This is a genomic window from Providencia sp. NPDC089933 (assembly GCF_049545585.1).
GTDB classification, from domain to species: domain Bacteria; phylum Pseudomonadota; class Gammaproteobacteria; order Enterobacterales; family Enterobacteriaceae; genus Providencia; species Providencia huashanensis.
The window spans coordinates 154,979-176,294 of the sequence record NZ_JBMWDT010000001.1 but is presented as its reverse complement, the minus strand read 5'-3'; the positions used below and the strand labels follow the sequence as shown (position 1 = coordinate 176,294).

Annotated in this window: 24 protein-coding genes and 1 CRISPR repeat array (1 of these 25 only partly in view); of the genes, 6 read left to right on the top strand and 18 right to left on the bottom strand. The window is 42.5% G+C overall.

Annotation, left to right across the window (positions count from 1 at the left end; all coding sequences use genetic code 11):
- Nucleotides 1-368: direct repeats of the CRISPR family, unit length 28 nt; unit sequence TTTCTAAGCTGCCTGTATGGCAGTGAAC; it reaches 500 nt to the left of the window's first position.
- Between the two features lie 269 nt (nucleotides 369-637).
- The 11 genes from flgL to flgB all read right to left on the bottom strand — a co-directional run bounded on the left by flgL (nucleotide 638) and on the right by flgB (nucleotide 10,882).
- The gene (gene flgL, locus ACPEH5_RS00890; RefSeq protein WP_042844258.1) at nucleotides 638-1,573 is read right to left on the bottom strand and encodes a flagellar hook-associated protein FlgL; all 936 of its coding nucleotides are present in this window, start codon (nucleotides 1,571-1,573) and stop codon (nucleotides 638-640) included.
- A 28-nt stretch (nucleotides 1,574-1,601) separates the two neighbouring features.
- Nucleotides 1,602-3,245 (bottom strand): flagellar hook-associated protein FlgK, encoded by a 1,644-nt coding sequence (gene flgK / locus ACPEH5_RS00885; protein WP_166686867.1) that lies wholly within the window; start codon nucleotides 3,243-3,245, stop codon nucleotides 1,602-1,604.
- A gap of 142 nt (nucleotides 3,246-3,387) precedes the next feature.
- Nucleotides 3,388-4,368: a flagellar assembly peptidoglycan hydrolase FlgJ gene (flgJ, locus tag ACPEH5_RS00880; protein ID WP_042844260.1), complete on the bottom strand. Its 981-nt coding sequence runs from the start codon at nucleotides 4,366-4,368 to the stop codon at nucleotides 3,388-3,390.
- Entirely contained in the window at nucleotides 4,368-5,471 is a 1,104-nt protein-coding gene (locus ACPEH5_RS00875) for a flagellar basal body P-ring protein FlgI (RefSeq protein WP_281111175.1), read from the bottom strand. The genes flgJ and ACPEH5_RS00875 overlap by 1 nt, the downstream gene beginning before the upstream one ends.
- 33 nt (nucleotides 5,472-5,504) lie before the next feature.
- Nucleotides 5,505-6,287 (bottom strand): flagellar basal body L-ring protein FlgH, encoded by a 783-nt coding sequence (locus ACPEH5_RS00870; RefSeq protein WP_208292487.1) that lies wholly within the window; start codon nucleotides 6,285-6,287, stop codon nucleotides 5,505-5,507.
- Between the two features lie 81 nt (nucleotides 6,288-6,368).
- Nucleotides 6,369-7,151, bottom strand: a complete 783-nt coding sequence (gene flgG, locus ACPEH5_RS00865; protein WP_042844262.1) for a flagellar basal-body rod protein FlgG — start codon at nucleotides 7,149-7,151, stop codon at nucleotides 6,369-6,371.
- An 18-nt stretch (nucleotides 7,152-7,169) separates the two neighbouring features.
- Nucleotides 7,170-7,925, bottom strand: coding sequence for a flagellar basal body rod protein FlgF (locus ACPEH5_RS00860; protein ID WP_166686866.1), 756 nt, complete (start codon nucleotides 7,923-7,925; stop codon nucleotides 7,170-7,172).
- A gap of 15 nt (nucleotides 7,926-7,940) precedes the next feature.
- The gene (gene flgE, locus ACPEH5_RS00855; RefSeq protein ID WP_048606790.1) at nucleotides 7,941-9,161 is read right to left on the bottom strand and encodes a flagellar hook protein FlgE; all 1,221 of its coding nucleotides are present in this window, start codon (nucleotides 9,159-9,161) and stop codon (nucleotides 7,941-7,943) included.
- A gap of 27 nt (nucleotides 9,162-9,188) precedes the next feature.
- Complete coding sequence (locus ACPEH5_RS00850) at nucleotides 9,189-10,046, bottom strand: flagellar hook assembly protein FlgD (RefSeq protein ID WP_048606788.1); 858 nt, start codon at nucleotides 10,044-10,046, stop codon at nucleotides 9,189-9,191.
- A gap of 12 nt (nucleotides 10,047-10,058) precedes the next feature.
- Complete coding sequence (gene flgC, locus ACPEH5_RS00845; protein ID WP_042844266.1) at nucleotides 10,059-10,463, bottom strand: flagellar basal body rod protein FlgC; 405 nt, start codon at nucleotides 10,461-10,463, stop codon at nucleotides 10,059-10,061.
- A gap of 5 nt (nucleotides 10,464-10,468) precedes the next feature.
- Nucleotides 10,469-10,882 (bottom strand): flagellar basal body rod protein FlgB, encoded by a 414-nt coding sequence (gene flgB / locus ACPEH5_RS00840; protein ID WP_042844268.1) that lies wholly within the window; start codon nucleotides 10,880-10,882, stop codon nucleotides 10,469-10,471.
- A gap of 208 nt (nucleotides 10,883-11,090) precedes the next feature.
- Here flgB and flgA point away from each other — a divergent pair, with 208 nt between their 5' ends.
- The 3 genes from flgA to ACPEH5_RS00825 all read left to right on the top strand — a co-directional run bounded on the left by flgA (nucleotide 11,091) and on the right by ACPEH5_RS00825 (nucleotide 12,792).
- Nucleotides 11,091-11,759 (top strand): flagellar basal body P-ring formation chaperone FlgA, encoded by a 669-nt coding sequence (flgA, locus tag ACPEH5_RS00835; protein ID WP_206226935.1) that lies wholly within the window; start codon nucleotides 11,091-11,093, stop codon nucleotides 11,757-11,759.
- Nucleotides 11,760-12,039: 280 nt separating this feature from the next.
- On the top strand, nucleotides 12,040-12,342 hold the full coding sequence (gene flgM / locus ACPEH5_RS00830) for a flagellar biosynthesis anti-sigma factor FlgM (protein WP_042844270.1): 303 nt from the start codon (nucleotides 12,040-12,042) through the stop codon (nucleotides 12,340-12,342).
- A gap of 9 nt (nucleotides 12,343-12,351) precedes the next feature.
- A complete protein-coding gene (locus ACPEH5_RS00825; RefSeq protein ID WP_042844271.1) occupies nucleotides 12,352-12,792 on the top strand; it encodes a flagella synthesis protein FlgN in 441 nt (146 codons plus the stop codon).
- 370 nt (nucleotides 12,793-13,162) lie between these two features.
- Here the strand turns inward: ACPEH5_RS00825 and flhA are convergent, their stop codons facing one another.
- Both flhA and flhB read right to left on the bottom strand, forming a co-directional pair.
- A complete protein-coding gene (flhA, locus tag ACPEH5_RS00820; RefSeq protein ID WP_042844272.1) occupies nucleotides 13,163-15,262 on the bottom strand; it encodes a flagellar biosynthesis protein FlhA in 2,100 nt (699 codons plus the stop codon).
- Nucleotides 15,255-16,406, bottom strand: coding sequence for a flagellar biosynthesis protein FlhB (gene flhB / locus ACPEH5_RS00815; protein WP_048606786.1), 1,152 nt, complete (start codon nucleotides 16,404-16,406; stop codon nucleotides 15,255-15,257). The genes flhA and flhB overlap by 8 nt, the downstream gene beginning before the upstream one ends.
- Nucleotides 16,407-16,604: 198 nt before the next feature.
- Between flhB and ACPEH5_RS00810 the strand changes: the two genes are divergently transcribed.
- The 3 genes from ACPEH5_RS00810 to ACPEH5_RS00800 are packed head-to-tail and all read left to right on the top strand — an operon-like array spanning nucleotide 16,605 to nucleotide 17,692.
- On the top strand, nucleotides 16,605-16,811 hold the full coding sequence (locus tag ACPEH5_RS00810; RefSeq protein WP_072035164.1) for a type II toxin-antitoxin system CcdA family antitoxin: 207 nt from the start codon (nucleotides 16,605-16,607) through the stop codon (nucleotides 16,809-16,811).
- Nucleotides 16,811-17,119 carry a CcdB family protein gene (locus tag ACPEH5_RS00805; protein ID WP_272663741.1) on the top strand — a complete coding sequence of 103 codons (309 nt, stop codon included), beginning with the start codon at nucleotides 16,811-16,813 and terminating at the stop codon, nucleotides 17,117-17,119. Before ACPEH5_RS00810 ends, ACPEH5_RS00805 begins: the two co-directional genes overlap by 1 nt.
- Nucleotides 17,120-17,134: 15 nt before the next feature.
- Complete coding sequence (locus ACPEH5_RS00800) at nucleotides 17,135-17,692, top strand: hypothetical protein (protein ID WP_129465770.1); 558 nt, start codon at nucleotides 17,135-17,137, stop codon at nucleotides 17,690-17,692.
- Between the two features lie 20 nt (nucleotides 17,693-17,712).
- Here the strand turns inward: ACPEH5_RS00800 and ACPEH5_RS00795 are convergent, their stop codons facing one another.
- The 5 genes from ACPEH5_RS00795 to ACPEH5_RS00775 form a co-directional block, all read right to left on the bottom strand.
- Entirely contained in the window at nucleotides 17,713-18,012 is a 300-nt protein-coding gene (locus ACPEH5_RS00795; protein ID WP_042844276.1) for a helix-turn-helix transcriptional regulator, read from the bottom strand.
- Between the two features lie 216 nt (nucleotides 18,013-18,228).
- A complete protein-coding gene (locus ACPEH5_RS00790; protein ID WP_042844277.1) occupies nucleotides 18,229-18,867 on the bottom strand; it encodes a protein phosphatase CheZ in 639 nt (212 codons plus the stop codon).
- A 24-nt stretch (nucleotides 18,868-18,891) separates the two neighbouring features.
- Nucleotides 18,892-19,284, bottom strand: coding sequence for a chemotaxis response regulator CheY (gene cheY, locus ACPEH5_RS00785; protein WP_034782834.1), 393 nt, complete (start codon nucleotides 19,282-19,284; stop codon nucleotides 18,892-18,894).
- 39 nt (nucleotides 19,285-19,323) lie between these two features.
- Nucleotides 19,324-20,391, bottom strand: coding sequence for a protein-glutamate methylesterase/protein-glutamine glutaminase (locus ACPEH5_RS00780; RefSeq protein ID WP_281111174.1), 1,068 nt, complete (start codon nucleotides 20,389-20,391; stop codon nucleotides 19,324-19,326).
- The gene (locus ACPEH5_RS00775) at nucleotides 20,391-21,227 is read right to left on the bottom strand and encodes a CheR family methyltransferase (RefSeq protein WP_042844279.1); all 837 of its coding nucleotides are present in this window, start codon (nucleotides 21,225-21,227) and stop codon (nucleotides 20,391-20,393) included. The genes ACPEH5_RS00780 and ACPEH5_RS00775 overlap by 1 nt, the downstream gene beginning before the upstream one ends.
- Nucleotides 21,228-21,316 lie beyond the last annotated feature (89 nt).

Sequence of the window (21,316 nt, the reverse complement as noted above, 5' to 3'; positions counted from 1 at the left end):
CAGTGAACCGGGTTTCACTACTCATGGATTTACTAGTTTTTTTCTAAGCTGCCTGTATGGCAGTGAACAACAACGAAAACCCGCCGCCAATAAGTTTAACTTTCTAAGCTGCCTGTATGGCAGTGAACGGATTGACGAATTGACTTTGATGTTTTTCAGCTTTCTAAGCTGCCTGTATGGCAGTGAACTAAATGGGGGTGTTAGTATTTAAGCATCAATATTTCTAAGCTGCCTGTATGGCAGTGAACAGTTGGGCGGTTACCACTGGCGGTAGTGGCACTTTCTAAGCTGCCTGTATGGCAGTGAACCTTTTTTTGAACTGTTTTTTCCGAAAAATTTTTTTCTAAGCTGCCTGTATGGCAGTGAACTATTAGTTAAATAAGATAAAACAAAGAAAAACAATGTACTAGTTTTATAAACGCCAAAATACCTTTGTTTTGGGAGGGCATTCTAACTTATTGTTTAATAATTAATTTTTTAAATAGCAAAAAATAAAGGTTAAACTAGGGTAAAACAAATCGGGATTTATGCAATATGCACTAAACAAAAATAGTGCGTAAATATAGGTACCTCAAAATAAAAAAACCGCGCTCGAATCACTCCAAAGCGCGGTGAGTAAAATTAAACCTTTAATTTATTAACGGTTACCAAAAAGTGACATACTGTTTAAATCTTTAAAAATACTTTGGGATGCATCAAACATCGCCTTTTCTTTATAGTAATCCGTCGTAGTACCCGTCCAGTTGGTCTCAAGCAGCTCACTTTTACGAGCTGCATTTTGAATCGAACGGGTATCTGCCAAGAAATCTAATTTATCAATTTCTTGCAGTTGTAAGCCTTGTTTCGCTTCAATATTAGAAATTTGGTCAAGCGCTGCTTTAATTCCACGGTTAGCTTCATCCATCCCTGCTTGAGCGCGGTCTAAATCAGCTTGAGGCGCATCTTGTTGTGGAATTTTCAGCGCATCAATACCTGCATTCAACGCTTTGAAAACATTAACAACATTATCGCTGCCCGTCTCAAAAACTTGCGCACCCGTAAAATAGGTGGTCATTTCTCGGTCACTAGCGACATTTTGCATAATTGGTTTATCGCCGCCGTGGTACAACACATTACCATCAGCGTCAATTTCAAACGGGGGCTTATCCGATTTAAAACCAGCAAAAATATAACGGCCATTACCATCCGTTGTATTACCTAATCCCACCAGTTGTTCTTTTAAACCTGTTAACTGTTCTGCCAGTGAATGACGGTCTTTATCACTTAAAGCACCTTGGTTAGAAGCTTGAATGATAGTGGTATCAATTTGTGTGGTCACATCCGTCATTTGAGTCAAAATACTCATCTGCAATGTCATGCCCGTTTTTGCAAACCCACGGCTTGCGACATATTGCTGGTTACGGTTTTCTGATTGGCTAATTCGCACCGCTTGTGATGAGGCTTGAGGGTCATCAGACGGTTTACTCACGCGCTTACCCGAGGCTAATTGGCTACCTGCATCCATCCAACGCGCCTGAGCATTATTCATGTCTTGCAGGCGTTGGTGATAAATCATATTTGTACTTAAACGCATCGCTAAACCCTTATTATATTGCTAAAACTTAGAATGCACGCATCAACGCATTAAACAAATCATCCACCGTTTTTAATACTTGCGCATTCGCATTAAAAAACTGCTGGATCTTCTGCATTTGAATACTTTCTTCATTCATATTCACGCCTGAGATAGCCTGCTCTTGGGCATAAAAGCTCTCAGTCATTTTATTTTGTGTTTCCGAATCAATTTGGGCTTGTTTAGTTTTACTACCGACATCATTGACTAAGGTTGCGTAGAAATCAGAGAAGGTCGAGCCGCCATCAATCAGTTTTTGGTCTTGTAATTTAACCAGCTCTTTAATATTTTCATTATCACCTGGGCCACTATCTTTACTCCCCGCGGCAGCAAAGCCCGATGCATCACTAATCAATGTTTGCATACCGTTGATAACACCGCTCACAGGCTTAACAAGGAAAGAATCACCTTTTGTCATGCCTTGGCTATTGCTTATTTTGACTTCTATACCATCAAATTTCAGTGTGCCTGCGGTTGAATCATCTACCGAAATTTTAGTGCCTTCAGGTAAACGAGTGACATTCCATTCGCTACCATCAAAACGCATTTCATAGTTATTGCCTGTCACCTTAGAGACATCGCTATAGCTCAAATCGAAATCCGCTTTACCACTATTATGGGTATTGCTAACAACGCTGCCTTTACCAATCTCAAAAAAGTCTTTACCCGTATTACCATTGGCATCATAGCCTTTGCTATGAACTTCATTGAATTTCGTTGCAAAAACTAATGCTAATTTATTGAGTTTTTGATAAGCCGGGTCAATCACTTCCTGACGAGAACGCAAAATACCGCTTAGCTCTCCCCCACGAAATGACCCATCTGGGATTTCACGCGCTTGGCCATTTGCTCCCACAAAACCGATACTAAAACGGCTATCGTCTTTTGATGAAGGGACTGCTTCTAAACGGTTAGCTTTTTCGCCAGTCACCAGCGGTAAACCATTGGCAAACGTCACATTATAGTTGCCGTTTTGTTCAATGACCTTAACCCCAACTAACGAGTTAACTTCATTTACTAAGCGATCACGCACATCCAATAAATCATTAGGTTCAGAACCGCTGACTGAACGTACACGGGAGATCTGCTGGTTTAGACCAGCAATTTTTTCCGCATATGTATTGATATCTTTCACCTTATTTTCGATTTGGTGATTAATATCCCGCTCCATTTCTTGTAAACGGCGATCAGCGTCTTTAAATTGACTTACCAACGCATTTGAATTGCCCAAGAAAACGTCAATCAATGTTTTATCACTGGCGTCACTGGTTGCTGCATCTAATGAAGTGAAAAAACTACCGATATTACTGGAGATATCTTCAATATCATTAGTAAGCAAATCATCGACTTTATTACAGTTTTTAACGTACGCCTCATAATCACCGCTGCGAGCGCGTGATTGGCTGTACTGTGCATTGATAAATTCATCAAACTCACGGCGAACATGGCTGAAATAAGTGCCGTTACCAAAATAGCCATTAGGTGTCATCGTACCGGGATTCTCCCCGAAAACAGCACTTTGGCGGTGATAATAACCTACACCTGCGTTCGCTAAGTTGTTAGAAATCACACTTAACCCGCCTTGTGCAGCGTTCACACCACTGAGCGCATTATTCATTACATTGTTCAGCATAAGCTTTTCCTGTTCTAGATGCTGACCCCTTTAATTGGCTGACACAATCAAAGTGATAAGCAACTCAAATTATTTACAGCATATTTGGTTATCGGAAATTCAGCGTAATTGTTTAGGCCAAACTCGCATTAATTCCGTGTTTTTAAAAAATATCGTTTAAGTCTATGGTATAGGCTTGCACTGCCCTTGATGCCGAGGTATTTGCTGTCGGTTGATGACCGCGAATTTGGTTAATCAAGGTGATCAGTTTGTCTGAATAACTTGGGTCAGTGGCGTAACCGGCTTGATGTAAGCGACGCGCAGCAATTTCAGGCGTCGGCGCTTTTTTCACATCTTTATAGCGCGGGTTTTCGGTTAATAGACTGATATAATCAGCAATCGCTTCTTCGTATGAACCATAGACTCGGAAGTCATCGCGCATTTTTATTGTTTTGCCATTAATGACTTCGGTTGTCATGATATTAGTGACGGGTCCCTGCCAGTTTTTCCCAGCTTTAATACCAAATAAGTTATGGCTGGTTTTACCGTCACTTTTCAAAATTTCCCTCTGTCCCCAACCACTTTCTAATGCCGCCTGCGCTAAGACGAGAAAGTGTGAAATACCACTGTTTTGACTTGCAGCCTTTGCTGGTTCAATTAAGCGACGAATAAAATTACTGCTGTTAAGCGATAACGCTTTGATTTTTTGAAATGGTGCTGAAAGCGTATCCCCCATAGGCGAAAAATGGCGCATCATCTGCTGCATATTAAATGGTGGCAATGTTTGGATGGCTTTTTCATCGAGCGGTAACATGCTATTGCTGAGCGCTACATTAGGCTCTATTTGCTCGCGCGTTAACTGTTGGTACATCATCTCACCAAAACCTAAGCCTTTTTGTGAAAGATCTTGGGCGATTTGCTGGTCATACATGCTGGTGAGCATACGTGTTTGGTCGCTGGAAAATAAACCATCTTGGGGTAATGCGTCACGCATACTTTTTAGCATCATTTGGACAAATGTTGCCTCAAGTTGCTGCGTGACTTGGCGCAGCCCTTGCTCTGGGTTTTTATTCAGTTCGCCTTTTAGCTGGCCTAGCGACTGTAAATCAAACGCGGCACCTTGCAATAGCTGCATATCACTCATTAGATGATCTCCAATTTTGCACGCAAGCAACCTGCACTTTCCATAGCTTGCAATATTGACATCAAATCGTTTGGCGTCGCACCTAAAGTATTTAAAGCCTGAATAACTTGGTTTAATTGCACACTCGCATTCACTTTTTGCAATGAACCACCTTGGTCGCGTATACCGACATTGGTGTTACGGGTTACGACCGTTTGCCCACCTGCAAATGGGGTATCAGGTTGGCTGACTTGTGTTTGTCTTTCAACGGTAACCGCTAAACTACCATGAGCCACCGCACAGCTTTCGAGTGTCACACTGCGGTTAATGACAACTGAACCGGTCCGTGAATTGAGGATCACTTTTGCTTCTGCCATTGGTGTCCGCACGTTAAGTTCCTGTACCCGAGACAAAAAGCGTACTTGGTCACGGTTGTTAGCCGGAACTAATAATTGAACCGTACGCGAGTCCAACGCGGAAGCTGAACCGACTCCCCCCATACGGTTTATTGCATCTGCAATATCTTGCGCTAATGTGAAGCTATCTTCGTTTAATTGCAGGTTAATTGCGCCACTTTGCCCAAAGTTACTTGGTAGTTCACGCTCAATCGTTGCCCCGCCAGTAATGCGTCCACCATTAAGTTGATTCACTTTAATGCTGCTACCACCACCGCTTGCGCCAGCTCCACCAACCAGAATATTTCCTTGCGCCATGGCATAGACTTGCCCATCAACACCTTTCAGTGGCGTCATCAATAATGTTCCACCCCGCAAGCTTTTTGCATTCCCCATTGAAGAAACAACGATATCCACAGACTGACCAGTACGCGAAAAAGGTGGTAATTTTGCGGTTACCATCACCGCTGCCACATTTTTCAATTGCATGTTAGTACCGGGGGGGACCGTAATCCCCATTTGCGACAACATGTTATTTAAACTTTGGGTTGTAAATGGGGTTTGCATGGTTTGGTCACCCGTGCCATCGAGCCCGACAACAAGTCCATAACCGATTAATGCGTTATCACGTACCCCTTGAACCGTGGTTAAATCTTTAATACGTTCACTGTGCGCTGCAAATACAAAACAGCAAAATAGCGATAGCAAAATTAATACTTTGTTTTTCATTGAGTTCTCTCGGCTATTCTCTCTTATGTTCAATTAATAAGGCGAAACATTTAAGAAAAAGCGTTGCAGCCAGCCCATGTTTTGCGATTCATTGATGTAACCATCACCCACATATTCAATACGTGCATCCGCCACCTGTGTGGAGCTTACATGGTTATCTGACCCAATGGTCCGTGGGTTAACCACGCCAGAGAAGCGGATCGACTCCGTCCCTTGGTTAATGGCAATACGCTTCTCACCGACGACATGTAAGTTACCGTTCGCCAGTAATTGGTCTACCGTCACGGTAATCGTCCCTTTAAAGGTGTTATTGGCATTCGCTCCGCCCTTACCACTAAAGTCACTATTACCTTTAATATCGAGTTCGGTATTCTTACCGCCAATCCAGCCTTGCATAAAGCCGGGCAGTATCGCAGCCAAGAAACCAGTTTTCCCAGTGCGATTCGCATTTGCAGACGAGTTTTTGCTAGCACTGACATTTTCTTGCAGATTGATAGTCAAAATATCGCCAACATTACGAGGGCGCCTATCTTCAAATAGGGGCTGATAGCCATAATACGCCGGCTGAGCACTTTGAAATATTGAGCCATTCGGTGCAGGTGCCGTCGGTGCACTTGGAATTGCCGTTGTCTGTGTGTCCACTAACGGACGTGATTTTATGTGTGCGCAGCCACTGGTAATCAAAACCAAAGCAATGACTAATCCCACCTGTTTGGTTGCGATTAAAGGCGTTTGCAACGCTATTTTTTGCTGTTGAGAAATCGTGCTGCTTTCAATCATCATGCTACTCTTTTGCCGCAGTGTACGTTCTACCATCACGAAGAGATCCCTCTCATAGGTAACTCACCATCGTGATTGCAAGTTACCTTTCTGTGTCTTTCCCGCTCAATAAACCAATTACAGCTGAGTTAAACGCTGTAGCATCTGGTCAGATGCGGATACTGCCTTACTATTAATTTCATAAGCACGTTGAGTTTGGATCATATTCACTAACTCTTCGGCAACATTGACGTTAGATGTCTCTAGCATATTTTGATAAATCAACCCTGCACCATTCGTTCCCGGAGCACTTTCATTAGGGGCACCTGAACTTGCCGTTTCCATATACAGGTTTTCACCCATACTTTCTAAACCTGCATCATTGATGAAAGTAGTTAAGGTGATTTGACCAATCTGTTGCGGCTGATTATCACCATAAACGGTGATAGAAACCGTACCATCACGTGCAATTGACATGCTGTTTGCGTTATCAGGGATCATAATCGCAGGGACAATTTGGTAACCGCTTGAGGTTACAAGCTGGCCATCTTGGTTGGGCTGCAATGCCCCATCGCGGGTATAGGCGTCGGTACCATCTGGCATTTGTACATGCAAGAAACCTTGGCCTCGAATAGCGATATCGTTGGTATTACCCGTTTTGTTTAACGCACCTTGTGCGTGAACTCGCATTGTGGCAACGGGACGAGCCCCCGTGCCCATTTGTAACCCTGACGGTAACGATGTTTGCTCAGAGCTCATCGCGCCAGGTTGGCGAATATTTTGATACATTAAATCTTCAAAAACGGCACGTTGGCGTTTAAAACCATTAGTACTGACGTTTGCCAAGTTATTAGAAATAACATCAAGGTTGGTTTGTTGAGCATCAAGCCCTGTTTTTGCAATCCATAATGAACGGATCATAATAATTCCTTACTGAATTTAGCTGACGGCAAGCAATTGGTTTGCCCGTTGTGCATTTTCATCAGCACTACGGACTACTTTCATTTGCATTTCAAAATGCCTTGCATTGGCAATCATGGAAACCATGGCTTCAGCAGCATTAACGTTACTTCCCTCAATCACACCAGCGGTAACGATAGCGCGCTCACTTTGTGGAAGCACATTGCCATTAGCCGCTTGGCCTTGAGGTGATAAATGAAATAACCCATCTTCCCCACGAAGTAGGTCTTGTGGCTGTGCTTCAACCACTTTTAAACGGCCAATCTGCCCTAGCATCGTTGGGGGGTCGGTCGCCAATAGCGCTGTCACTGTGCCGTCTGTGCCGATAGTTAATTCTGCATTCGGCGGAACATTAATAGGACCACCATCCCCTTGTAAACGACGCTCGCCAATCATTAACTCGCCTTCACTCGAAACCTGAATATTACCGTTACGCGTGTAGGCTTCGCTGCCATCGGCAAGTTCAACAGCCAAAAAGTGCTTGTCATTTAACGCCACATCTGTTGACTTGCCTGTATAGTTCAGTGGCCCTTGGCTCATATCTGCACCGGGTGTTGAGGCAACGACCAGTGTCCTTGTTGGTTCGCTGTCCCCGTTAATGGGCACAGCACGCATTGCCGATAGTTGTGCTTTAAAGCCCGCCGTTGACACATTAGCAATGTTATTTGAAACAATCGCTTGGTTTTCAAGCGCATGACGCGCCCCACCCATGGCAGTATAAATGACGTGATCCATGCCCACCCTCTCGGTTTATCGTAAATTAACCAATGTTTGTAACATTTGATCTTGCGTTTTGATGGTCTGCGCATTGGATTGATAATTACGCTGCATCACAATCATACTGATCAACTCTTGGCTCATGTCCACGTTAGAAGACTCCAGCGCACCACTGGTTAATTTGCCGTATTGCCCTACACCCGGGACACCATCCATTGGGTTACCTGAAGCATTTGAAGAAGCCCAAACGTTACCACCTTGAGAAACTAAACCATTCGGGTTAGCAAAAGCAGACAGCGCAACTTGCCCTACCACACGTTTTTGTTGGTTAGAATAATTCGCAGTAATTAAACCGTTATCTTCAATTTTAAACGTGGTGTATTCACCGGCAGGAAAGCCATCTACATCAATAGCACTGACCGAGGATTCACTGACTTTCTGTTGGCGAGTTTTACTCAGATCGACATTTAACGTTCCATTATCCGCCCCATTTAACCCGTTATAAGCAAAGGCAAATGTGGCTTTATCAGCGTCTTTTAGCTTGCCGTTACCGTCAAACTCTAATTCACCTAATTTTTTAGCTTCTGTGTCGTTAGTATCTTTTGCATAAGCCGTCCAGTTATTGTCAGACTCTTTGACAAAATACACTGAAATTTCGTGAGTATTACCTTGACTATCAAATGCAGTCATTGTGGTACTGAAATTATAAGTTGCTGAATCATCAGGTTTTGTTATATCAAACTTTTTATCTTTAACTTTATCTTCTGAATTAAGGTTAACTGTCAGTTTGGCTAAGTCTGATTTTTTAGCATCCATCATATCGGTTGGAATGTTAATTCCCGCAGGAACACCACCACTTTGAATAGTGACATTACCGTCCTCATCAACACCTGCCGGATAACCTGTGACGATCATGCCTTGGTTGTTCACTAAGTTACCGCTTTTATCACGTAAAAACTGGCCATCACGGCTATAGTAAATATCGCCATTTTTGTCTTGCACACGGAAAAAACCATTGCCAGAAATAGCGACATCCGTTGGTCTATCCGTACGTGTGATAGGGCCATCTTTAAAATTTTGTGTTACTGCTGCAACATTAACACCCAGACCAACGCCTGATCCTGCGAACATATCGGCAAAAGAGGTTGTCGCCCCTTTAAAACCATTGGTCGCGGAGTTGGAAATATTATTACCAATTGAATCCAGCCCCGCTGATGCTGCATTTAAGCCACTGACTGCTTGTGAAAAAGACATATTTTCTCCATGAGTATTGGGGATAAATTAAGATGAAGGATAAACTTTGAAGATGCTGCTCAGGGGGACACTTTGCCCAATACCAACATCTAATAATGGTGCGTCAGAACCTGGGGTCACGCCGTTGACGCGGGTATAACCTAGTTTTGTGACTTCAACTTCGGCTCCGGCTCTGACGGCTTTCACATCAAAGTAATATTTCCCTTTTGTATCTGCCACTAGGTTTCCTTTGTTGTCGCGACCATCCCAAGCCATATCATAAATATCGGGTTTGACTTCGGTATCATAAGTAATGGTGCGTACCACCATTCTGTTTTTATCGCGAATAGTAATTTCAACGTTATCTGCCAATTTCGGCAAAAAGAAACCAAACGGAGATGAGATAAATTCGGACTGTGGTTCTTCGCTGCCACCTTCATCACCCATCACACTTTTATCACTCAGTGCAAAGTTTGAAGGACTATCAGGGCTAATCCCCTCATCCGGTAATGGATTTGAAGGTTTAATGATTGAACTATCTTCGCCAGTGCTCTCTTTTTTAAGTGGCGCTAAAATAATTTCGTTGCGAGGAATAAGAACACCTTTGCCAACAAGCTGAGTGGCTTGTAATGATTGCCCTGAACCGATTTGTTGGGAAATACCACTAACGCTATCACTTAACTTATTCATACTCTCAAGCGTTGCGATTTGTGCCAATTGACTGGTCAAGTCGGTATTTTCCATAGGGTTAGTAGGGTCTTGGTTTTGCATCTGTGTGACAATCATCTTTAAAAATGTGTCACGCATATCATCACTTTGACTTTTCTTTGGCACATTACTGGCAGCCGGCTCTGGACCGGCTGTAGTATTATCCAAAGAGTCGTACATTGTGGCGGCAATTCCCATTACAAACCTCCCTTACTGGCCTATTGTTAATGTCTTTTGCAATAACGTTTTTGCCGTATTCATCACTTCAAGGTTGGCTTGATAACTCCGAGAAGCCGAAATGGTGTTGATCATCTCCCCGACCATGTCGACATTTGGCATTTGCACATAACCTTTTTCATCAGCCAGTGGATGGCCAGGCTTATATTCCATACGCGGCGGTGCGGGGTCTTCAATGAGTTCACTCACACGCACACCACCCACTTCATTGCGCCCTTGTGGTGCCATTTGAAAGACCACTTGCTTTGCACGATACGGCTGCCCGTCCGGTCCTGCGACGCTTTCAGCGTTTGCCATGTTGCTTGCACTGACATTTAAACGCTGAGACTGCGCTGTTAATGCAGAAGCAGAAATATCAAAAATACTCAGTAACGCCATGCTTATTACCCTTGCTGTAGAACAGCCAACATACTTTTAACGCGGCTATTAATAAATGTGAGATCAGCCTGATATTTCAGGGTATTATCAGCGAATTGACTACGTTCAATATCCATATCTACCGTATTACCATCCATCGATGTCTGATAAGGAACACGGTATTTCAAGTCTAAATTTGGCGCTTTAATGCCTCGTCCTTCGATATGGCCTTTAGCTGTCACGGCAAGGGTGACGCCCTTTGAACCAACGACACCTTTGTCCATTGCTTGTTGAAGTTGACGATTAAAGTCAATATCACGTGCTTGATAGCCCGGAGTATCCGCATTTGCGATGTTTGAAGCCAAAACAGTCTGCCTTGCTTCGCGTATTGATAACGCCTGCTGCTGAAAAGCAAACGTGGCATTTAATTTATCAATCATGATGGCCCTCAATGGAAATAAAGCGACTCCTGAATCTGAACATTCGCTCATATAATTTAAAATTCGACCTGCATATCTTAGCCGTCTACTAAAAAATCTAATGGCAAGATAAAGGCAAAATAATTGACCTATTTGGCTCATTCATTATTAAAGACCTGCGTAAACTGCAATCGTGAAAAAGTTTGCTTACCAAGGAGGCTATCCCTACATGCGTTATCGTCAAAAGCTGTCATTTAGCATTGTAATTAGTGTATTAGGGTTAACCATTAGCCTTGCTCAAGCCTCATTACCTCAAGATATCAATCACTATTTCCGCCAAATTCACGGTAAAAAAAACCAAGTTTCTATTGAGATCAAAACGCCGATTGAACGTTGGCCAAGCTGTGAGAAACCCCAAATCAGTCCACCTATTGGGGGCAGAAATATGGGAAATGTATCTATTCCAGTGCAGTGTGGTAAGAAAAAACAATTTATTCAGCTAATTGTGAATGTGACGGGGCAATATTTCGTTGCAACACGTAATATAAATCGTGGTGAATCTATTGAGTTTGTGGATATTGGCAGTAAAAAAGGCTTATTACATAAGCTTCCCGCTGGAGCGAGTACTGATAAAATGGCACTACGCGGCGCAATAGCACTTCGTAATATCCCTGCGGGGCAAACATTTACCAAATCGATGATCCGGCTCCCTTGGGCAATAAAAGCAGGTCAAACCGTATTTGTTTTTGCTAATGGCGATAATTTCTCGGTGAAGTATGAGGGGCGCGCCATTAATAATGCCACCATTGGGCAAAATATTCGTGTAAGATTACTCAATGGTCAAGTAGTCAATGGGTTAGCACAAGAGAATGGCAGTGTTAATATCGCATTAAAATAAATGCCATCAAGACCGAATATGACGAGTCTGTACTTAATGTCAACTCACTCAAAATGAACCTTTATTCTAAATAGTTCAAGTCGCATCAAGGCGACAAGTGAATGAGTCGCTAGGAGCTTACATAAGTAAGTGACTAGTGCGAATGAGCGTAAGTTAACGCAGAGGCGGCTTGAAATATGACGAATAAAGGCAATATTTTGTAACACTATAAAGACTAAAGATCCCACAAAATACGCCGATAACTCTCATATGATAAAAATCGGGAACAGGAAAACACATTATGGCTATTGAGCAAACACCTGCAATTTCTGCGCTAACTCAGGTAACAAACCGTGACCCACAAGATACGGCTACCCCGATGCGCGATAAAAAAATTTCGACAAATGAAATCATTAAAGAAAGTACATTTGTCCCGAGTGAGCTGCAAAAAAAATTATTACAGCCCCAAGCTAGCGATATTAACAGCGCTAAAGTTGAACAAATTAAACAAGCTATCAAAGATGGCACCCTGAAAATGGATGCAGAAAAGATTGCTGATGGCATTTTACGTGATGCACATGAGTGCATGTTATCAATGAAATAAATAACTACCATGACTGATGAACTATTAATCTTGCTAGAACAGCAACATGCTCATTTACAATCATTGCAAATCGTGATGAAAAATGAGGAACTACTATTAGGTTACCAGCGTGTTCCGCCTTCGCCTTTTCAGGAAACGACTGAACAAAAACGTTTCCTTGTTGCGGCGATAGGCCATGGGGAGACCCAGCGGCTACAACTCGAATCACAAGCAGAAATTACCGCGCCTTATGAAGGTAATACTGAATTAGCCAGTGTATGGGAAGCGATTAAAGTATTAACAACCAGCTTAAAAGAATTAAACTATCGCAACCACCAAATGCTGCAATTACATATAGAACTCAATGCTCAACGCCTAAACTTTGTAAAGAAACACAATAACCAATCCACTTATGGTGCTGATGGTTTAGAATCAAAACGCCCTGTTTTAGGTAAAAAAATTTCGATTTAAGCTGTGTTCTGCCTAGTTCAAAAACCCTTTTTTATCATCTCAAAGCCTATCAGACAGCTTACTCAATGACCTGATATAGCTTCAACATTAAGTCGACTAAAGGAAACCTACCGCCATTTAACCGACCTGCTGGCTATCCCCTGATATGCAGCCCATCTAAGAAGCCTCTGATAAAGGCCTAATTCAGTTTCCCCTCATAAACAAATTGGTTCATTTTAATCAGCTATCAAATGCGAAAAGGCCACTCGAATAAGAGTGACCTTGCATACTTTCTTTACGCTTTAACGTGGGTTCAAATACACGCCTTCGGTATATGCCTTAAAACAATAACATACCTATCCTACTGGCCATATAGGTTGGCGCAACAGGGTTAGCTACCACTAATCATCGAAGTCATTCTAATCTTACGGTGGTCAGTCATTTCTAAATTAGACATCACCACTAACTGCGGCAAACTTCGGCGTAAGAAACGCGATAAAATTAGGCGTAAAGCATGGTTAACTAATAACACTGTAGGAGCCCCCATCGCTTCTTGGTGAGAAATTGCTTGTTCTGCTTGAGTTTGAATAAACTGCGCAAGGTTAGGCTCTAAGCCCCCACCATTTTTGGCCGCTTGCAATAAAATTTGTTCAAGCCCCGCATCTAAACCAATAACTTGAATTTCTTCTGCATTACCAAACCACTGTTGAGTAATAGCGCGGCCTAATGCAATTCTCACTTGCGAAGTTAAATAGTCCGTGTCTTTTTGCTCGCCATTTTCCCCCGCCATTTCTGCTAGTGTTTCAATAATGGTACGCATATCGCGGATCACTACGTCTTCCATTAATAAATTCTGTAGAACACGGTGCAAAATTGTTAATGAGATGGTATCGGGGATCAGGTCATCAGCCAGTTTTGGCATCTCTTTTTTCACTCGGTCATATAACATTTGTGCTTCTTGGCGACCAAATAACGTGCTTGAGTTTTGCAATAAAATTTGATTGAAATGCGTTGCTACCGCGGTACTCGCAGACACTACCGTATAGCCTTGAATTTGCGCTTGCTCACGTAAATCATCATCAATCCAAACGGCAGGTAAACCAAATGCAGGTTCTTTAGTCTCATCACCTTGCAATGACCCCGCCGCATTACCAGGGTCGATAGCAAGACTACGCCCCGGTTGTGCTTCACCACGCCCAACTTCAGCGCCTTTAATTAAAATACGGTATTCACATGGGGAAAGTGCTAGGTTGTCACAAATATGGACAACAGGGGGCAAATAGCCTACTTCTTGAGCGAATTTCTTACGTAAACCACGAAGGCGACCCAGCAATTCACCTTGCTGCTCACTGTCAACGAGCGGTATCAATCGATACCCGACCTCCATCGCTAACAAGTCTTCTAATTGCACATCATCCCACGTTGCTTCAACAACTTTGTTCGCTTCTTGAAAATGTTGTGCTTGGTTGTTGTCCCCCGCGGCATTTTCCGGTTGCTGAGCTTTACGAACTAGATACCAACCCAATGCCGCTAACGCTGCAGTAAACAACAGGAAAACAAAGTTAGGCATTCCAGGTATTAAACCTATTAGCCCAAGGACCCCTGCACTGAGCCACATCACTCGCGGGTTATTGAAGAGTTGGTTGACCATCTGTTCACCCACATCTTCATCCGTTGCAACACGAGTGACGATAACCCCTGCCGCGGTCGAAATAATTAATGCCGGAATTTGGGCGACTAAACCATCACCGATGGTTAACAAGGTATAGGCACTGGTCGCATCCCCCAGAGACATATTATGTTGACCGACCCCAACAATTAAGCCTCCAATCACGTTAATCACCATAATCATGATCCCCGCGATAGCATCGCCACGGACGAACTTACTCGCCCCGTCCATTGAACCGTAAAAATCAGCTTCTTGGGTTACTTCGGCACGGCGTTTTTTCGCTTCGTCATCACTAATGATGCCAGCATTGAGGTCTGCGTCGATAGCCATTTGCTTACCCGGCATACCATCAAGTACGAAGCGTGCGCCCACTTCCGCAATGCGCCCCGCACCTTTAGTGATAACCATAAAGTTAATCAATACTAGGATGATAAATACCACAATACCGATAGCAAAATTACCGCCGACTAAAAAGTGGCCAAATGCTTCAACGACTCGCCCTGCTGCGTCTGGCCCTGTATGACCATCAAGTAAAATAATCCGCGTGGAAGCAATGTTAAGGGAAAGACGTAACAATGTGGCGAATAACAAGATGGTTGGAAACGCGGCAAAATCGAGGGTCCGTTTAGTGAACATCGCCACTAGCAATACCATGATGGAAAGTGCGATATTAAAAGTAAACAATAAATCCAATAAAAATGCCGGCAATGGCAGTACCATCATCGACAAAATCAATAAGATAAGAACCGGACCCGCAAGTATTTGCCACTGCGTTCCTTGTAAGTTTTTCGGCAATTTTAAAAGTGAAGCCAAATTAGCCATCTCGATTGTTATCTCCAGCAAAGTCCAGTGTTGGTGGCACTGGTAAATTTTTCGGTTTTTTCGGTCTGAGCCCACCTTCACGACGCCAACGACGTAATTGGTAAACCCATGCTAAAACTTCTGCTACCGCAGCATATAAGGCAACAGGGATACTTTGTCCTATCTCTGCATGGCGATATAATGCACGTGCTAAGGGCGGTGCTTCTAACTGCAATATTCGGTGTTCTTCACCGATTTCTTTAATACGTTGAGCAAAAACCCCGGCACCTTTTGCTAATACTTTTGGCGCTCCCATTCTTTTATCATCATATTTTAGCGCCACCGCATAATGGGTTGGGTTGGTGACTATCACATCCGCATTGGGGACATCCGCCATCATCCTATTACGCGCGATAGCACGTTGCTGCTGGCGAATTTTGGCTTTTATCTGGGGGTCACCCTCTTGCTGTTTAAATTCATCTTTGATTTCTTGGCGGCTCATTCTTAATTTTTTCAAATGAGAGCGAAATTGGTAAAACACATCAAACGCCACCATTGGGATCAGTAAAAAGACAATTAAGTAGCCAGCAAAAATTACTTTTTGTAGTGCATTACTAAGGGCGGTAATCGGTGATTCCATCACTAAATGCAGCAATGATGGCCAACTTTCCCATAAAAATATAAAGGCCCCTAACCCAACAAATAACGATTTCAAAATTGCTTTAAATAGCTCAGATAATGCATTCATTGAAAAAATACGTTTTAACCCTTTCAACGGGTTAAGTTTTTTCAAATCAAACTTAATCAATTTGCTATTAAATACTAGCCCGCCCACCAGTGACGAAGCCGAAATCCCAACGAGCGCCAACCCACCAATCACCGGAAGTAAAGCAAATAATGCCTCACTAACGACCCTACCTAAGTAGCTGATCATTAAGCCCGTATTTTGTAAATAATGCCCATCAAAAATAAACCCTTGACGAGCTATTTGTCTTAGTTGAGTTGCCAGATGCCCACCACTTAGCCACAGTAAGCTAATACCCGCTAACATCATCATTAACGAGCTCAATTCCTTTGAACGAACTATTTGCCCATCATCTTTGGCTTTCTGCTTTTTATGGGGAGTGGGTTCTTCTGTTTTTTCTACATCACTCTCGTCGGACACATCTGTTCCATCATTTTAAAATACGAGTTATCGCATAGCATGACAGAGTGTAAGAAAATCAATGGTGGAAAATAGACACACTTCGAGGGGGTTATTTGCCCATTGAGCAATAAGCCAGCAATCTTGCGAATAGCTTCGCAAACATGAGCGCTCACTGAAGATAATCCTATATTTCGTATTAATAAAGAATAAAAAAATATCAGTGTCACTGTAACGCCTGAGCTCTGCGAACAAGCATGGCGGGCTAAACTCAACTTATCTGCAATACTAACTTGTGCCTTACAAGCTGAATTAAAACGCCTAGAAGCACAAAAGTGGAAAAATGAAAATATCGAAGGTTTTAATCAATTAAATAGGAACAATGAAGAATACGGATTACTCTCAGATAAATACAAGGGTTTTTAATGCAATATTGCCTCTATCAAAATCGAGAAGATACAGTCAAACACCCGTATTTACTGGACATTCAAAGTAATATTATTGATATATTGAATACTCTTTTAGTCATCCCGTTATTCGATAGCAGGCTAGCTAAAAAACCATTACCTACTTGCCTTAACCCCCAGTTATTTAGCAACGGGGAGGTGTTTGTTTTAATGACACACCAAATGGCTTGCGTCCCTCATTCATTATTAGGGAAAGAAATCGTTGACTTGAACTGCCAACAAAACACGATTAAACACGCAATTGACTTACTTATTGATGGCTTTTAACAATAAAAGGTTATTATGGATATTTGTCATCTTGTTGCCCCTGATATTCCCTTAGAAGATGCCCCTAAGCATGCGCAGCACATACTTAATTGGCTAAAGCAACAAGGCATTATTGACCCACATTTTCAACATATTGAATATGGTGAAGTCATTTATCGCCCAACGCCCGCCTATAAAGAGCCAATTCTCTATGTTGTCAATGATGAGATAGTACCGACTCAATTACCTGAAGAGACATTAAAAAACTATTTAACTATCGTCACCGAACGCACCGTATTCCACGCAGGGGGAAATGGTCTTGGTATTTATTGCCCACAATGCGCCAAAGAACAAAGTGAACATAGTAACGCATGGGGCGATACCGTTTCCGATTGGTACGAAGGGAGACCTGAAATTCTTGGGTGTTTTAATTGCAACTTCAATGCCCCACTTTCCGGTTGGAATTTTGACCCACAATGGGCTTTTGGAAATTTAGGTTTTAGCTTCCATAATTGGGACATACAAGACTGCTTTATCGACCAACTAGAACAGGTGCTCGGCAGCAAAATCATCACGGTATATCAGCATGATTAATATTCGCTGTACCTTTCAACTTATTTGACCGTGACGCTCAGTGAAAGGCGCATGCCTAATGCATCTGCATACTTTAGTAATGTGCCAAGCTTAGGGTCAAATTGCCCTTTTTCTAAACGTGAAATATTTTGCTTTTGCGTTTTCATTTTTTCAGCGATTTGGACTTGGGTTAAATTATTGGCAATGCGGGCTAATTTAAGCTGGTTAATCATCTCTTTGCGTATTTCTAATTCTATATAAGGTGATTCAATATCAGTCTCATTATGTTGTTCTGTTTCAGTGTCCCTGACTATAGTAGAGATTAAATCGTTATTTATCATTACAATACCCCCTATACTCTAAATAACTCAAGTTAGCGCTAGCCAATAAATGAACTCGTCGATAAAGCCTCTATCAACAAAGTGACTAAGGTGAATGAATGTAGTCAACAGCGCAGCCGCTTGCAGCCTGATGAAGATATAATTCAACTAAATTGAAGCTACTCTAGCAGGATGACTATTAGGGTAGCTCCATAAACAAAGGCTTAAAATGTTCGGTTAGAAACCGAGTTCATCAAGAAGATCATCAACCTGTGACTGTGATGCCATTACGTTCACACCTTCTTTATTAATTTGAGGCCCATTGAGCAAACCTTCATTTTGCGTTTTGACGCGCATTTCTGGTGGCGTATTCTCCATCAACAAAGCCAGTAATTGTTTTTCCGCTTCTTCAACAACTTCCATCATTTTTTTGATGACTTGCCCTGTTAAATCTTGGAAATCTTGCGCCATCATAATTTCAAGTAGTTCAGCTTTAGTCGTTTCGCTGTCTTGGATCACTTGGCTTAAAAATGCCTCTGTTGATTGTCGCAATTGAGCCGGGACAGCATCATTTTCCGCTTCTTGCCATTGCTGTTGTAACGCTTGTGCGTTTTTATTCATATCAACTTGTAATGGCTTGATAACATCAATGCCATTTAACGTTTTTTCTGCCGCTTGCGCAGTCATTTGAGCAATATAACGTAACCTATCTTTACCATCAGGAATGCTGGCAACCGCCTGTTGAACACTTTTTTCAAGACCAAGCTCTCGCATGCTCTCTCTTAGCGTTCTCATTAAGGTACCAATCCGCGTAATGACTTGTTTTAAATCATCATTACCATTGCGATTGCTCCCGATACCACACTGTTCTGTCATGACAATCTCCTTTGGTATACGCGTTTATTGCAGACCCATTTTTTCAAAAACTTTATTTAATTTTTCTTCCAAGATAGCTGCGGTAAACGGCTTAACCACATAACCACTTGCTCCTGCTTGCGCGGCTGCAATAATATTTTCCTTTTTGGCTTCTGCGGTGACCATTAGAACTGGAATATGTTTCAGGGCATCATCACCACGGATAGTTTTAAGCAGTTCTAAACCATCCATATTTGGCATGTTCCAATCTGCAACAACAAAATCGATATTGCCTGTGCGGATCTTCTCTAATGCATCAACGCCGTCTTCTGCTTCTTCTATTTTATTAAACCCGAGCTCTTTTAATAAGTTACGGACGATACGACGCATTGTAGAAAAATCATCGACAACCAAAAAACTGAGATCTTTAGCGGCCATAACCACTCCTTCAAAAAACAATTGTGAATTTCTGCATCGTTAAACCGACACAGAAGAAAGTCTTGCTAAAACGCTAGGGGCAATTTTAAGAATATCTTGCACCTCATCCGCCGCATCCATTTCTATCGCAGCACGCGGCATACCAAATACAACGCAACTACTTTCGTTTTGCGCATAAGTGATAGCCCCCTGCTGGCGTAAATTAAGTAGCCCTTTTGCCCCATCCATTCCCATTCCTGTCAGCAAAATGCCAATACATTTTCGGCCAACACACTGGGCAACAGAATCAAATAACACATCAACAGATGGGCGATGGCGGTTAACCGGCTCACTCTGTTGCAAAATGACTTGAAAACCTTTGCCTTTATCTGCAATTAGCATATGTGAGTCGCCAGGAGCAATGTACGCATGGCCTTTTTGCAGCAATTCGTTGTGCTCCGCTTCTTTGACTGTCAACACGCAAAGTTTATTTAGTCTTTCAGCAAACGAGCGAGTAAACCCTGCGGGCATATGCTGGGTGATCACTACGGGCGGGCACTCTTTAGGGAGCATTTCAAGAAATTGACGTATCGCCTCTGTCCCCCCAGTCGATGCACCAACCGCAATGACTCGGCTATTACAAACATATAGAGACAAAGCTTTAGCCTGTGAAATCGGCTCTGTAACTTTTTTCTCTGCACGCGTAAAACGACTGCGCTGTGTAATTTTTGACATCGCCGCTGCACGAATTTTTTCACCAATCACATCGCGATAACTGATCATCGTTTCACGGATACCAATTTGCGGTTTGGTGACAAAATCTACCGCGCCTAATTCCAGTGCTTTTAACGTCACTTCGGAACCTTTAGAGGTTAATGTCGAAACCATGACGACGGGCATTGGGTGTAAACGCATTAATTTTTCTAAGAAATCAATACCATCCATACGTGGCATTTCGACGTCTAGCGTAATGACATCAGGCTCATGTTGTTTAATTAAGTCACGTGCAACATAAGGATCTGGAGCGGTATCCACCACTACCATGTCTTCATGACTATTAATAATTTCGCGCATTAATTGACGCATCAGTGCTGAGTCATCCACACATAGCACTTTAATTTTTTTCATTACCCCCTCCTCGCAGCTTGCAAGCTGTAGACGGTTTGCCCTTTAATCACAAAACTTTGCGATAACTGAGATAAATTTTCTGAATGTCCAATAAATAACAAACCATCTGGCTTAAGCAATGGAACAAAACGCTCTAGCATTTTCATTTGCATTTCTTTATCAAAATAAATCATGACATTACGGCAAAAAATAGCGTCAAAACGATGCTGTAATTGCCAGTCATGGTCGCTAAGATTTAAGTAACGAAATTCAATCATTTGCCGTAATGCGGGTTTCACTCGGGCATAGCCATCAAACTCACCAACACCTTTCATAAAATAGCGCTGTCGCTGTAATGCACTTAGGTTCTTCAACTCTTCAATGCGGTATACACCCTGCTTAGCTCTTTCCAAGACTTCAGTGTCAATATCACTAGCAATCACTTTGGCATTAACAGCATTAGGCCCCAGAACATCACTCAGTGTCATGGCGATAGAGTAGGGTTCCTCACCAGTCGAAGAAGCTGCACACCAAACATTAATAGGGCTGTTTTTCCGTGTACGGATAAACTCCGCCAGCGTCACAAAATGATGCGGTTCGCGGAAAAAAGCCGTTAAATTGGTGGTTAAAGCATTTACAAAAGCTTGCCACTCTGGATGCTGAGGTTCACGCTCTAACATCCGCAAATAATCCGAAAAATTGCCGATATTACAATCCCTTAACCTCTTTAATAGCCGGTTATAGACCATATTTTTTTTATTCATGGTAAGGACAATGCCTGATTTTTTATGAATAAATCGACAAACCCGACTAAACTCGTCATCAGTCAGTGGTTCCACCTGTGGTACAAAAAGCATCGTACTTGTCGTCCTATTCAATAAAAACCCAGAAGCAGCCGGATATTCAGGCTGCTCTTGATGGCGGAGGAAATGAAAATTGTGTTTCA

What these genes read in the sequence shown, in the direction of transcription:
- flgL (WP_042844258.1), bottom strand. Translation starts at nt 1,573, where the DNA reads ATGCGTTTAAGTACAAATATGATTTATCACCAACGCCTGCAAGACATG.
- flgK (WP_166686867.1), bottom strand. Translation starts at nt 3,245, where the DNA reads ATGCTGAACAATGTAATGAATAATGCGCTCAGTGGTGTGAACGCTGCA.
- flgJ (WP_042844260.1), bottom strand. Translation starts at nt 4,368, where the DNA reads ATGAGTGATATGCAGCTATTGCAAGGTGCCGCGTTTGATTTACAGTCG.
- ACPEH5_RS00875 (WP_281111175.1), bottom strand. Translation starts at nt 5,471, where the DNA reads ATGAAAAACAAAGTATTAATTTTGCTATCGCTATTTTGCTGTTTTGTA.
- ACPEH5_RS00870 (WP_208292487.1), bottom strand. Translation starts at nt 6,287, where the DNA reads ATGGTAGAACGTACACTGCGGCAAAAGAGTAGCATGATGATTGAAAGC.
- flgG (WP_042844262.1), bottom strand. Translation starts at nt 7,151, where the DNA reads ATGATCCGTTCATTATGGATTGCAAAAACAGGGCTTGATGCTCAACAA.
- ACPEH5_RS00860 (WP_166686866.1), bottom strand. Translation starts at nt 7,925, where the DNA reads ATGGATCACGTCATTTATACTGCCATGGGTGGGGCGCGTCATGCGCTT.
- flgE (WP_048606790.1), bottom strand. Translation starts at nt 9,161, where the DNA reads ATGTCTTTTTCACAAGCAGTCAGTGGCTTAAATGCAGCATCAGCGGGG.
- ACPEH5_RS00850 (WP_048606788.1), bottom strand. Translation starts at nt 10,046, where the DNA reads ATGGGAATTGCCGCCACAATGTACGACTCTTTGGATAATACTACAGCC.
- flgC (WP_042844266.1), bottom strand. Translation starts at nt 10,463, where the DNA reads ATGGCGTTACTGAGTATTTTTGATATTTCTGCTTCTGCATTAACAGCG.
- flgB (WP_042844268.1), bottom strand. Translation starts at nt 10,882, where the DNA reads ATGATTGATAAATTAAATGCCACGTTTGCTTTTCAGCAGCAGGCGTTA.
- flgA (WP_206226935.1), top strand. Translation starts at nt 11,091, where the DNA reads ATGCGTTATCGTCAAAAGCTGTCATTTAGCATTGTAATTAGTGTATTA.
- flgM (WP_042844270.1), top strand. Translation starts at nt 12,040, where the DNA reads ATGGCTATTGAGCAAACACCTGCAATTTCTGCGCTAACTCAGGTAACA.
- ACPEH5_RS00825 (WP_042844271.1), top strand. Translation starts at nt 12,352, where the DNA reads ATGACTGATGAACTATTAATCTTGCTAGAACAGCAACATGCTCATTTA.
- flhA (WP_042844272.1), bottom strand. Translation starts at nt 15,262, where the DNA reads ATGGCTAATTTGGCTTCACTTTTAAAATTGCCGAAAAACTTACAAGGA.
- ACPEH5_RS00805 (WP_272663741.1), top strand. Translation starts at nt 16,811, where the DNA reads ATGCAATATTGCCTCTATCAAAATCGAGAAGATACAGTCAAACACCCG.
- ACPEH5_RS00800 (WP_129465770.1), top strand. Translation starts at nt 17,135, where the DNA reads ATGGATATTTGTCATCTTGTTGCCCCTGATATTCCCTTAGAAGATGCC.
- ACPEH5_RS00795 (WP_042844276.1), bottom strand. Translation starts at nt 18,012, where the DNA reads ATGATAAATAACGATTTAATCTCTACTATAGTCAGGGACACTGAAACA.
- ACPEH5_RS00790 (WP_042844277.1), bottom strand. Translation starts at nt 18,867, where the DNA reads ATGACAGAACAGTGTGGTATCGGGAGCAATCGCAATGGTAATGATGAT.
- cheY (WP_034782834.1), bottom strand. Translation starts at nt 19,284, where the DNA reads ATGGCCGCTAAAGATCTCAGTTTTTTGGTTGTCGATGATTTTTCTACA.
- ACPEH5_RS00780 (WP_281111174.1), bottom strand. Translation starts at nt 20,391, where the DNA reads ATGAAAAAAATTAAAGTGCTATGTGTGGATGACTCAGCACTGATGCGT.
- ACPEH5_RS00775 (WP_042844279.1), bottom strand. Translation starts at nt 21,227, where the DNA reads ATGCTTTTTGTACCACAGGTGGAACCACTGACTGATGACGAGTTTAGT.